Genomic DNA, 12,565 nt, shown 5'->3' with positions numbered 1-12,565 from the left:
GCGGTTATTACTGAGGGTAATGGAAGGTAAAGGTTTCGGTAAAGGGTGCAAACCACTGTGGAATACCCGTGGCCTTATCGATGTGCCGTGCGTAGCCTGCCTCGTCCGGTGCATTGTATTTCAGGGTGACTTTATAGGTACCGGCACCGGCCATTTTCACGCTATGGGCATAATGTGCGCCGTCATCGGCAGACATTGGCAACAACTGGCCAAACTCCAGGAAGTTACTGTCACCCTGTTTCTGAACCACATAATCCACCGACAGATACGGGATCCATTCACCTTCAGAGAAGCCCCACTTGTTCCCTTTGGTAGCATGAACATCCGTTTCCAGATGAATAACATCTTTGCCCATCACCATGGATTGTGGCGAAGGGCTGGTTTCAATGTTCAGCAGATAAGATGAAGCAATCTGCATCCCGTCATGTTCAACCGGCCCGCCAATCGGATATTCTTTGGCAAACACCGCCCCGGAAAACATCACCGACCCCAGCGCTACACCTATAAGTAACTTTGAAGATTTCATTCTGCTTTTAGCTCCTAACAATTTGTTGCCGGCTGGAACCCCATGCGCCAGCCCCTGCAGGAAAGCTAAGGCCAATCACACACAATGTAAATGAATATCATTCTCATATTAATGTTTTTTTACTAATGGATATCGCCAGAGGTACCGGGAGAGGATTAGTAATATTTAATGATAAAAAAGAAACTCAGCTGATTTAAGCGACTGGCCCGTTGCTGCGGCTTAGAACAGATAAGGTGATGCACTATCCGGGTGTTTGGTTAACTGAAATGGAGAGTGCTGGCGGGGACCGGTTATCTTGCCAGTCATCGGACCAACAGGCAGAGTTAATCCGTAATGCAATGCAGTGAATTCCATACTCCCTTCCCGGTGATGTACATCAGATGAGCCACGGATAACCGGGCCACCGTCATCGGTCAGAAATAAATAGACAGCTACAGCAATTTTATCGCTCGGTCGCTGAATTAATCGTATAGCCAATAGCCGGCATTCACCGATTCTGCCAGCATTTTGAGTGTCAGTGCCTCGGGGGCGGTATAGTTAACTTTCATCGATTCTGGTAAAAGTATATTGGGTATCCATCCAGGCTCGATGGGCCAATAGGTCAGCAAGTTAAATCTTGCCGGTGAAACCTCAAACCGTTGAAAAAAATCATTCATGATTTCCTCACCAGTCTCAACAACCCAGGCATGATCACCTGTTGAAAGGCTGGTATCCAGGCTTACCGGCCAGGGTTGCTTTGAGAAAAAAAACGCCCGTTCCAGCGGGTTTTATACCATTCGATAACAGTGTTTTCTGTCAGCGTCAGCGCCATAATTTATCATTACCACGAGCAATCAGGTTATATCTGAGGGTTGTTTTATAAGTTATTGATGACACATTATAAGCCTGAATGACTATTCCGACGACTGGAATCCACCGGCCAACAAATGCACCTAAATTATTAACATAGGTGAATTTTCGACGTTTGATACTACCTGTGGTCAGCGTTGGCCAGTTTCTAACTTCTGATTTAAGCCACTGACGCAGATAATAACTCAGGTATGAAGTACCTTTGGTTGCACCGGCGGGTTTAGCCCGGGTATTTTTTAAAGGTTGCCCTAAAATTATCAAAGCAAGTGTAAAAAGGTCATCCACACCTAATTGTTTAGATGTTTCATCTAAAAAAATCCAAAAATACAGTTCGGCAGCTGAAATATTAGACAATCCATTAAAGAAATACTTTCCATTTAATTGCTCTACGGTATCCATTAGAGTCCTTGTTTCGGCGGGTACCTGACCGGTTAGCTGCTCATCAGATAAATAGCAGGTACTGTCTGATGTATCCCTGCATAATCAGAATCATTTCTAACGCTAACCATTGATGTAAGAAAATGATGGCATAATCCGGTTCCACGAAATAGTACAATGAGAAGATATATTGGTCATGATCACAAAATTTTGATTATTCAGAAAAATAAACAGGAGAAATACAAAAAGAAGTACAAGGAAGGGAAAATTCTGCAAGAGAGGTGGTTAGATAAATATATTATAATTCAGAGGATCTGGTTGAATATTATGCGCTGAACAATGATTATTAGTTTAGAAAATGACAGGCAGAATGTAATTTAAGCAGGGGTAATTGTATACAGGGCGATATCGTTAGCGCCCTAAAACACGGCTTTCACAACGATTAATACAGATAAAACCCGGGAATGAATTCCCGGGGAATTGATTAAAGCTCGGCGTAGGCACGGGCGATACGACCATTCCCGCTTACTGTGATATCCTTTTCTTCAGCACCAACAAAAACTGAATCTCCGGGTTTCAATACCAGGGTTTGTTCATTATCAGAACAGTTCACCGTACCATCAATACAGAAAAGAATAGCGGGTCCGTCCTGGTTTACAGCCTGTGGATGTTCGGTTGCATGATGCACCGAAAAAGAGAAGTCATCGACAGGAACCGGGAAATAGTCTGTATTACCTTCAGTGACCGGGGATGTTTTGAGGGAATCGAAAGGAACCGGTTTGAAAACTACATTAGCAAGGAGTTCAGGGACATCAATATGTTTCGGGGTTAACCCCGCACGGAGTACGTTATCTGAATTCGCCATCACTTCGAGCCCAACACCTTTAAAGTAAGCATGAGGTGTTTCTGCATGAAGGAACATAGCTTCGCCAGGTTGTAATTCAATCACATTGAGCAACAATGGCATAAACAGGCCAACATCATCAGGATAGTCTGACAGTAGGTCGCTTATGGTTTCCCATGCAATGCCCTTTTCGACCTTAAGTGATGATTTAAGCACTGAAAGAGCATGAGTCTTTTGCTGTCCTTGCAGATTGAGTAAGTCGGCAAAAACTGTTTTCAGTTGCTCAGCATCAGGCGAATTAATAAATGATTCTACTGAAGGATGAGCATCTTTAACAGGTTCAAGTAATTGAGCCATTTCGGTTAAATCACGGAAAGCATTCATTGCCCGAAAATGAGTTAAGGCAAAAACCAGCTCAGGCTTATGATTAGGATCTTTGTAGTTACGAACAGGTGAATCCAGAGGTATTCCGGAGGCATTTTCCCGCGAAAATCCTTCCTCTGCTGCCGATTTTGATGGATGAACCTGAATCGAGAGAGCTTTATCCGCGCAAAGCACCTTGAAAAGGAATGGCAATTCACCGAAGCGTTGCTGGATTTTATTACCGAGAACTATTGAGCGTTTTTCAGATATGAAGTTATTAAGTGAAACTTCGACATCATTAATAAAAATAGTAGAACTACCTTTCGGATGCGCCCCCATCCAAAGCTCAGCAGCAGGTAGAGAAGCTGAATTCTCAATGCCGAGAAGATTGTACAAATAAGAACTTGAACCCCAAGTATAATATTGAATGACATTTTTAAGTTTTTTCATAATATTCACTTACTTTACAATTAGTTTTGATTTAATAAAAAAACGAAACCTAGAAGATAAAAAATACAGAGAAAGAATATAACTAACCACACCCACTAATGAGCAAAAAAATAGTCTGACAAAGTTAGTAATTTCAGAAACTGGTAAAAAATAATAATTTAATACAAAAAGCATTAAGACCATAAGCAAAGTAGAAATTAAAACTGGTAGCATAACTTTGAAAAAAGAGAAAAAACTAACATTGAGCAACGAAAGCAAACATATCATAGCTGGAAAAAAATTAATCACGTTAGCTATTAGATAAAACTTAGAAAATGCAACAATCGAATAATGAGAACCTATAATGAAAGCTCCCACCTGCAAAAAAGCACCAAGAATACCAAGTTTAAGAAGTATATCAGTTCTATTTTTAGCCATGAAAACAGAACCTGTAGTGCTTAAAACAGATTGGATAATAGCAGTTGGTGCTAACCATACTAAAACACTAGCAGTCAAATACCATTTAGACCCAAAGATTATATATACTATAGGCTTAGCATAAAAAGCTATACCACTCATAAGAGGAGAAGTAATCAAAACTATTACAAAAACAGAATTCAAATACATATCTTGAACTTTGTTTTCATCATCCTGGTAGTGGCTCATTAAAGGATATAAAGATCTGGAAACAACAAAAGTTAAACTTTGAAGAGGAAAGAGCATGATTCTATAAGCAAGATTATAACTACCTAAAATAAAAGCAGACATAAACTTACCTATAATAAAACTATCTGCATTGCGTGATAAATAATTTATTATATTAAACAAAGAAACATTAGTACTAAAACCCAAAATACTAAATAAATCTTCTTTATTAATGAAGAATTTGAATGACGGATACCACTTAGAGAAAAACCAAAACAAAATGGCAGAAGAAAGGTTCTGAACTATTGCTTGCGCAACTAAACTATATACTCCAAAACCTAAGTTAGCTAAAACAATTGCAACTATAACGGAAAGTAAAGACGAAGAAACTTCTATACTTGATACTACTCGGAATTTAGATTCTCGTTCCATTAAAGCAAGATGAACAGCGGCACAACTTGACAGTGGAAAGGTTAAACTAAGAAGCATGAGAACAGGCATTACTTCTGGCTGATGGTAATAACTTGAAACAAGTGGGGATAATAATAAAATAATAACTAAGACACTAAAACCAAGTACAACATTGAGCCAAAAAACTGTATTTTTAAGCCTATCGTTAAGAACCTTTTTTTGTATAATTGCGGAAGAAGTTCCAAGATCTCGTAGCAGAACACCTAAATTAACAATAACAGCGGCCATTGCTAGGATTCCATATTGCTCTGGAGGTATAATTTTAGCCAAGTAAACTAAATTAACAACCTGAACAAAAACTTTGAACAGTTGGGAAAAGCCATTCCATTTAGCATTTGAAAGTAGAGACATAAAACTCACCATTAATGATTATTTTTTTTCAAGCTACAATTTATAACATCTCTCATTCTACTCCTAACTACTGCGTCACCAAACTCACGTTTAATGACATCCTTAACTTTTTGCGAATAAGTATAACTATCCACAGAACCAGAAATTGCGACCATTAAATCATCAAGATTTGAAAAACAATTAAGTGCAGAAGAGGCCAAACGGTTTTCGGCCCACTTTAAAAAAGGAGTTTCAATTGCAAATACTGGTATATTATTTGCTATAGCATAAAAAAAACTACCTGAAACTATCATATCTGTGTCCGAATGGGTGATAAGCATTCTTGATGCTGAAGACAAAATATCAACAACCTCGTGATCATTCATAAAACCTTCAACAACCCTAACATTTGGTAACTTATTAGATAGATTAATTAATAGATTCAAATAAGATACATCATCGCAGGGACCTATAACTAACAACTTTTTATTTTTAGGGAAATGTAAGATAACATCTTCAATCTTTTTATATCTAGCAATTCTGCCGAAGATCACAAATAAACTTTCATCTTTAGTTTCACCTGACATTCGTCTAACTGGCGAATATAAAGGATGAGGTACATATTTCTCATCTGACAACAAAGAAGCAGGAGAGTGAACTATTACTACATTAGAAAATCGCGTCATTAGAGCCATATGTCTTATGGCATTATTTATATATTTTTTATCAGTCGAATGTGGGAATACATTGTGTTTGACATAAATTAATTTCTTATATTTAAGTTTCAATATTATGAATTTTATATATGTCAAAATAACTTTCTTTAATGTAACTTTACCTTGATTATTTATTAATGAATTCTCGAACCAGTTTAATATTACAACTTCTTTTTTAGAGAAATTAAAATTAACCAATTCCTTTGTTATAGATTTCAGATCAGAATCATCTACATTAAAGTCATCAGACAAAATCTGTAGCATTCTACTAGAATAGGCATTCTGAAGAGTTTTTTTTGGAAAGTAAGAAATAGTAACTCTCATTATTAAACCCGATATTTAATAAGCCTGCTTGCTAAAGAAGCCTTTAAAGATAGTTAAAAAAATAATTTTAAAATCAAGCCAAAGACTCCAAGACCTAATATACTCTAAATCACATTCGACCCTTTTAGCCATTTTATCAAGGGTATCAGTTTCACCTCTCCAACCACTTATTTGAGCTAAGCCAGTGATACCTGGTTTAACTTTGTGTCTTAACATATAACCTTTGATCAATTTCCTATATTGTTCATTATGAGCAACAGCATGCGGTCTGGGTCCAACAATTGACATGCTTCCGAAAAGTACATTAAAAAATTGTGGCAATTCATCAAGAGAAGATCTTCTGAGAAATTTACCTACTGAAGTTATTCTTAAATCATTTTTTTTAGCTTGCTTTACAACATCAGAATTTTCCATCACAACCATTGTACGAAACTTCCAAACTTTAATGGGTTTACCATCAATTCCATAACGTGTTTGTCTGAATATAACTGGACCGGGTGAATTTAATTTAACGGCCAATGAGATTAAGATAAGCAATGGAAATATTAAAAGCAATATAAAAAATGAAAATAGAATATCTTCAATTCTTTTTAAAAGCATATTTATTCCATTCATCGGGGTATCATACATAGGTACAACAGTGACACCATTTATTTCTTCTGTTCTCGACTGCAATATGTTGAAAGTAAACAAATCAGGTATAATGAAAACTGAACATGTTGAATCAGCAAGCTCACTCAAAAGCCATTTGATTTGGTCTTCATCACTCATTTTCAAAGCGATATAAATTCGATCAAGCAATCCATTTTTAGCATCTGAGATCAGATCATGTAGAGAACCTTTATAAGTTATATCAGAATGATATTTAGTACTTGGGCAGTTATTCTCGTGATAGTAGCCCACTACATTAAACCCAAGCCATGACTGCTCTTTTAGTCCTGACAGCAATGACAAACCACTCTCAAGACTGCCAGCTACTGCCACATTTCTAGTATTGTAACCTAACTTCCTAAATAAACCAGAAAAGTACCTGATAGACAATCGGGAAATAAAAGCACCAAAGCATACTAAAAAATACCACTCTAAAATTATAGTGCCGGATATTGATATACTATCAAAAAAAATAAAGCACCGCTAGAAAGGAATAAACTTAAAGTCCAATTTTGAATAATTAAAATCATTTCAGAGGAAAATTTTATACCCCGCCATGACCTGTAGAAATCAGTAATACCGCCAATCATTTGAAAGAACGCAAGAGCAATTAGAAAAACGACTAAATAATGGTACCCAAAAAACTTTTCATTCAAAAAGGAGACAGTTAAAAGCGATAGCAAAATAACAAATATATCTGAAAACCGCTGCAGCATAGAAATTATAGAAGCATTGGTTTTAGGTCGGGATCTCTGATAATGAATAGCCATACCATTCCTTTAATTGTAATAACAAAAAATCAATAATTTACTTTTTTGTTTGCCTGAAATAGCGACCACTTATTATTAACATAATTACTAATTTCTCTATTAAAGCGTTCAATTGAAAATTCCATAGCTCTACTTCGACAATCCGAAGACAGAATATTATCTTGAGATTCCTCGAATAAATTAACGGCATCAATTATATCAGATACGGTCTGATTTTGGAAAAGTATACCTGTTGGATTATCTGAACCTAGAGATTTTACTGTTTCTTGAGTACCACCTTTGCCTAATGCAATTACTGGGGTACCACATGCCATAGCTTCGACAGGGGTTATTCCAAAGTCTTCTTCAGCAGCAAAAACAAAAGCTTTTGCTTTTTGCATACAATCAACCATTACATCATTAGATTGGTAGCCAAGGATTTCAATATTAGAAGTAGCTTTAGACTTAATCTTCGCCATTTCAGTTCCATCACCAATAACAACCAGGCGCTTATTAGGCATGTGACTAAAAGCCTCTACTATGAGATCAATTCTTTTATATGGAACTAATCTGGATGCAGTAAAGTAAAAATCCTCTTTATTTTCAAACAAAGTGAATCTATTTACATCTACAGGAGGATAAATGACATCCGATTCCCTTCCATAAACCTTATGAATTCTCCTAGCAATAAATTTTGAATTAGCAATAAAGTGATCCACTCCATTAGCTGTTCTATAATCCCATATTCTCATCTTATGTAAAATAATTCTTGCTAGTACAGATTTTAGACCGCGGCTAAGTCCAGCTTCATTCAAATATTGATGTTGAAGATCCCATGCATACCTTATTGGTGAATGAACATAACTTATGTGAAGTTGTTCCGGTCCAGTTATAATACCCTTCGCCACAGCATGGCTACTTGATAAGATCAAGTCATGCTTTGAAACGTCAATTTGCTCAATTGCGAGTGGCATTAAAGGTAAATAATTATGATATTTATTTTTAGCAAAGGGCAATTTTTGAATAAAACTAGTCACTGCATGCTTGTCTCTAAAATTCTTACGATCTTCTTTATTAAGGAAATCTATTAATGCGTAAACATTAGAATCAGGAAAACAATTAATAAACTCAGATATGACTCTCTCAGCACCAGCGTAAGTGACAAGCCAATCTGTAACAATACCTACATCCAAACTATTTTTCATTTCACACCTATCGATGATACACCAGCATCATATGATGCTGGTAACAAATTAAAACGATTTAAGAATATCTAATAACTCTTGCGTTTTAAGTTGCATCAGAGATTTATTACCTTTTGATTCAACATTCAAACGAACTACAGGTTCAGTATTTGAACTTCTTAAATTAAATCTCCAATTTTCGAATTCAATACTGAGACCATCAAGGAAATCAATATTAACAGCGATTCCTTTATAATAAGAATGGATATAATCAATAGCAACAGATGGATTTTTTAAATTAATATTTATTTCACCAGATGCTGGATATTTATCAATTCGCTTATTAACTAAACTACTTAAAGTCGTATTCTTTACGCATAGAAGCTCGACAACTAATAGCCACGGAATCATACCACTATCACAGTAAAAGAAATCTCTGAAATAATGATGAGCACTCATTTCACCACCATAAACAGCATCTTCAGATCGCATTTTTTCTTTTATGAAAGCATGACCTGTTTTAGATTCGACTGGAATTCCTCCACAAGTTGTTACTATATCAATAGTATTCCAACTTAATCGAGGGTCATGGATAATTTTTTCATTAACATTTTTTTCAAGAAAAGATTCAGCCAAGAGACCAACAATATAGTAGCCTTCGATAAAACATCCGCATTCATCGAACAGAAAGCAACGGTCAAAATCACCATCAAAAGCAATTCCCATATCAGCATTATGCGCAATGACTGCATCGGTAGTATCTTGCCTGCAGTCTGGTAATAATGGGTTTGGGATTCCATTAGGGAAGTTGCCATCAGGATTGTGATGAATTTTTATAAAGCTGATAGGTACCTTTTTCTCTATAAATATTTTTTCAATTTCATCAATAACATGACCTGCTGCACCATTGCCTGAATTGACAACTAGTTTTATCGGTCTAGATATATTTTTGAGATCAATAAAGTTCAAAATCATACTTACATATTGAACTAATGTACTTAGTTGGTTGTACGTCCCTCTCTGGGAATTAACAACGTCAGGAAAACTATTTTCTTCTGCTAAACGCTGTATATCCCTAAGACCAGTGTCACCACTTATTGGTTTAGAGAATTCCTTTACGAGTTTCATACCATTGTAATCTAGTGGGTTATGACTAGCTGTTACTTCGATGCCACCATCAGCATTTAGATGAGATGTGGCAAAATATACCTCCTCCGTGCCCGTAGTGCCTAAATCAATAACGTCCACCCCTGAATCCTGTAAACCTCTGGCTAAAGACAGTTTAAGGTTTTCACTTGTTAACCTTACATCTCCACCGATAACAACTTTTTTAGGATTCAAAAATTGACCGTACGCACGCCCTATACGGTATGCAACATCACAATCGAGCTCAACATCGAGCTTCCCACGAATATCATATGCTTTAAAACAAGACAATTTAGTTGACATAATTAATTCCTAACAACGACCATAAGAGTCTTTAATTCGGATGATATCATCATCCTCTAAATAACTTCCTGATTGAACTTCAAGAATCACTAGTGGTATTTTTCCAGGATTCTCTAACATATGAATTGAACCTACAGGAATAAAGGTCGATTGGTTCTCCGTTAATAAGGAAATCTCATCATCAATGGTAACTTTCGCTGTTCCAGACAGGATAATCCAGTGCTCTGCTCGGTGATGATGTAGCTGTAAGGAAAATCGACCTCCTGGACGTACAGTTAATTTATTTATGGTATACCGATTTTCAGAAATTACTTTATCACTTTTTCCCCATGGTCTAAATGATTCACGGTGACTAGAGTGTTCAGTTCTATTATTAACCTTTAAAAACTCAACAATTTTTTTAACATCCTGAACTTTATTTTTATCTATTATCATCAATGCATCTTTTGTGTTGACAATAACCAGATCATTAATTCCTACTGTAGCAACGAATTTTTCATCAGCGTTGATATAACAATTATTGGTATCTTTAATAAATACATCACCTATTAATACATTACCTCTATCATCCTTGTTAGCTATATCCCATAGTGCTGACCACGAACCTACATCGTTCCATCCTGCATTCAACGGTATTACAACTGCATCTCCAGTTTTTTCCATAACAGCATAGTCTATGGAATCATCTGGACAAGATGAAAAAGAAGTTTCATCTATTCTTATAAAACTCTGCTCAGCATCACAAATTACTCCAGCCATAGATTTTTCGCATGAAGATAAGATGTCTGGCCTAAATTTTTCTAATTCCTCTATATAACGACTCGCTTTGAATAGGAACATCCCACTATTCCAATAGTATTCGTTACTTTTAAAATATAATTCTGCATTTTCTCTGTTTGGCTTTTCAACGAAACAAGAAACTTGGTAACCACCATCTGTGATTTCTTCTCCGCGTTTAATATATCCGTATCCCGTTTCTGGCGATGATGGCACAATTCCAAAGGTGACCATTTTTCCCGCTTCAGCGAGGGAGATCGATTTTTCAACAACAGAATGAAACTCATCTATGTTTTCTATTACATGATCTGCAGCAAGTACTAATAAAAGAGGGTCATTTCCTGATTTTAGAGCATTTATAGCAGCTAAAGTAATTGCTGGCGCAGTGTTTCTACCAACCGGTTCTAAAATAATACTATTGTTATCATTCCCTATCTGGCGTAATTGTTCAGCTACTAAAAACCGATGCTTTTCATTGCAAATCACCATTGATTCGTTTATTGATAATCCCTTCAATCTAATGAGTGTTTCCTGAAGCAACGAGTTTTCGCCATAAATATTCAAGAATTGCTTAGGATATAATTCTCTGGACATCGGCCAGAGTCGACTACCGGTGCCACCGGCTATAATTACTGGAGTTATCACTTCATTCACCTTTATAACTTTCAATTATAGTTTTATAGAAAGAAAGAATATTTGTATATAAAATCTTATTTGAAAACTCATCTGATTTAGATAAAGCGTTTTTTCTAAGTTCAAGACTAGACTCTCTTTCATAACTGTCTATTGCATTGAGCAAACTATCTTTGTTATGAGCAATAAACGTAAATCCTGTCGATTTATCCTCTATTAACTCACTAAGTCCGCCGACTTGTGATGATATGACAGGTACAGAAAAAGAATAAGCTTCAATTACTACCCTTCCCATTGGTTCATTCCACAATGATGGAACAATAAGTAAATCTACCATTGGAAAAAAGTCCTCAATACTAGTTTTACCGAGGAAAACTATTTTTTTATCTTTTGGCCAATTAATTTTTTTTAAAGAATCAATATATGCTTTATCACCATCACCAGCTATTAATAAAGTAAAAGGTTTAGAATATTCCTGAAGCGTTTCCAAAAGAAAATTAACTCCCTTTTCCTTCTCTATACGCCCTAAATATCCGAATACTATTCCTCTATACAATTCACTGCCGTCACTATAAGAGCCTATATTCACATTAACTTGATTGTATTCTGAATGATTTAGTGGTTTATCAATACTATTATAAATCACTGTAGAAATTGATTTTTTAAAGAATCCAGAATCACAATGTAAATTTTTTATATAATTGCTAATCCCAATATAGCCATTAACTTTTTTAGAATACTTTTTTTTGAAAAATGACAGTAGTCTGACACTTAGTGAATTAACACTTAGATTAATACCATTTTTAAAAAGAGTACAATTCGGATGGAACAAATAATAATCCCTGGTCGTGTGAATAAGCGGAACTCCTAATTTTTTTGAAAGTCCCCAAATACTCACTGAAAAACCGGAAATATTATTAGAGTGTATTATATCGAAATTTTCACCTTTCAAACAATTATAAGCAAAGTAAAGGGATTTTCGATTATATAAATCAACACAGTGCCATTTTAATTTTTTTATTATCGATTGATTGCCATTTGGAGGCCAATAACAGTTCTGCATAGGCATTCTTACTATTCGGACACCATTAATATTACTGAGGACAACATCGTGAGATTCTCCCAATGTCAATACTGTTACATCATGCCCAAAGTTTATTAGTGTTTCTGCCAGTAACTTAACCGATTTTTCAGCCCCACCTATTTCGTAGGGATAATAATAAGTATTGATTAATAACACTTTCATT

The 12,565-nt window shown here is 35.7% G+C and carries 11 protein-coding genes and 1 pseudogene; all 12 read right to left on the bottom strand.

The genetic code is table 11. From position 1 onward, the window contains the following. Window positions 1-7: 7 nt before the first annotated feature. Complete coding sequence (locus HA49_RS13115; RefSeq protein ID WP_038018186.1) at window positions 8-526, bottom strand: iron transporter; 519 nt, start codon at window positions 524-526, stop codon at window positions 8-10. A gap of 219 nt (window positions 527-745) precedes the next feature. Next, window positions 746-1,003: a type VI secretion system tube protein Hcp gene (locus tag HA49_RS13110; RefSeq protein ID WP_052752498.1), complete on the bottom strand. Its 258-nt coding sequence runs from the start codon at window positions 1,001-1,003 to the stop codon at window positions 746-748. Next, complete coding sequence (locus HA49_RS13105) at window positions 988-1,242, bottom strand: DUF1493 family protein (protein WP_245610217.1); 255 nt, start codon at window positions 1,240-1,242, stop codon at window positions 988-990. The genes HA49_RS13110 and HA49_RS13105 overlap by 16 nt, the downstream gene beginning before the upstream one ends. Window positions 1,243-1,327: 85 nt before the next feature. Further along, complete coding sequence (locus HA49_RS13100) at window positions 1,328-1,774, bottom strand: STM2901 family protein (protein WP_038018183.1); 447 nt, start codon at window positions 1,772-1,774, stop codon at window positions 1,328-1,330. A gap of 463 nt (window positions 1,775-2,237) precedes the next feature. After that, complete coding sequence (gene manA, locus HA49_RS13095; RefSeq protein WP_038019363.1) at window positions 2,238-3,410, bottom strand: mannose-6-phosphate isomerase; 1,173 nt, start codon at window positions 3,408-3,410, stop codon at window positions 2,238-2,240. Between the two features lie 9 nt (window positions 3,411-3,419). Next, the gene (locus HA49_RS13090; protein ID WP_046791829.1) at window positions 3,420-4,856 is read right to left on the bottom strand and encodes a lipopolysaccharide biosynthesis protein; all 1,437 of its coding nucleotides are present in this window, start codon (window positions 4,854-4,856) and stop codon (window positions 3,420-3,422) included. Window positions 4,857-4,867: 11 nt separating this feature from the next. Further along, window positions 4,868-5,875 carry a glycosyltransferase family protein gene (locus HA49_RS13085; protein ID WP_046791828.1) on the bottom strand — a complete coding sequence of 336 codons (1,008 nt, stop codon included), beginning with the start codon at window positions 5,873-5,875 and terminating at the stop codon, window positions 4,868-4,870. Window positions 5,876-5,890: 15 nt separating this feature from the next. After that, window positions 5,891-7,296, bottom strand: a pseudogene (gene wcaJ, locus HA49_RS13080) (undecaprenyl-phosphate glucose phosphotransferase). Between the two features lie 29 nt (window positions 7,297-7,325). Continuing rightward, entirely contained in the window at window positions 7,326-8,480 is a 1,155-nt protein-coding gene (locus HA49_RS13075) for a glycosyltransferase family 4 protein (protein WP_038018177.1), read from the bottom strand. 48 nt (window positions 8,481-8,528) lie between these two features. After that, window positions 8,529-9,908 (bottom strand): phosphohexomutase domain-containing protein, encoded by a 1,380-nt coding sequence (locus HA49_RS13070; RefSeq protein WP_038018174.1) that lies wholly within the window; start codon window positions 9,906-9,908, stop codon window positions 8,529-8,531. A 9-nt stretch (window positions 9,909-9,917) separates the two neighbouring features. Further along, window positions 9,918-11,330, bottom strand: a complete 1,413-nt coding sequence (locus HA49_RS13065) for a mannose-1-phosphate guanylyltransferase/mannose-6-phosphate isomerase (RefSeq protein ID WP_038018172.1) — start codon at window positions 11,328-11,330, stop codon at window positions 9,918-9,920. Window position 11,331: 1 nt separating this feature from the next. Then, the gene (locus tag HA49_RS13060; RefSeq protein WP_156994651.1) at window positions 11,332-12,564 is read right to left on the bottom strand and encodes a glycosyltransferase family 4 protein; all 1,233 of its coding nucleotides are present in this window, start codon (window positions 12,562-12,564) and stop codon (window positions 11,332-11,334) included. Between the last annotated feature and the right edge of the window lies 1 nt (window position 12,565).

The organism is Tatumella morbirosei (assembly GCF_000757425.2).
GTDB lineage: Bacteria > Pseudomonadota > Gammaproteobacteria > Enterobacterales > Enterobacteriaceae > Tatumella > Tatumella morbirosei.
Note: the sequence above shows the minus strand (reverse complement) of the source record. Positions and strands in the feature narration are given on the sequence as shown.

Excerpts from the sequence above, each read along its gene's own strand:
- HA49_RS13115 (WP_038018186.1), bottom strand. The coding sequence starts at position 526 with ATGAAATCTTCAAAGTTACTTATAGGTGTAGCGCTGGGGTCGGTGATG.
- HA49_RS13100 (WP_038018183.1), bottom strand. The coding sequence starts at position 1,774 with ATGGATACCGTAGAGCAATTAAATGGAAAGTATTTCTTTAATGGATTG.
- manA (WP_038019363.1), bottom strand. The coding sequence starts at position 3,410 with ATGAAAAAACTTAAAAATGTCATTCAATATTATACTTGGGGTTCAAGT.
- HA49_RS13090 (WP_046791829.1), bottom strand. The coding sequence starts at position 4,856 with ATGTCTCTACTTTCAAATGCTAAATGGAATGGCTTTTCCCAACTGTTC.
- HA49_RS13085 (WP_046791828.1), bottom strand. The coding sequence starts at position 5,875 with ATGAGAGTTACTATTTCTTACTTTCCAAAAAAAACTCTTCAGAATGCC.
- HA49_RS13075 (WP_038018177.1), bottom strand. The coding sequence starts at position 8,480 with ATGAAAAATAGTTTGGATGTAGGTATTGTTACAGATTGGCTTGTCACT.
- HA49_RS13070 (WP_038018174.1), bottom strand. The coding sequence starts at position 9,908 with ATGTCAACTAAATTGTCTTGTTTTAAAGCATATGATATTCGTGGGAAG.
- HA49_RS13060 (WP_156994651.1), bottom strand. The coding sequence starts at position 12,564 with ATGAAAGTGTTATTAATCAATACTTATTATTATCCCTACGAAATAGGT.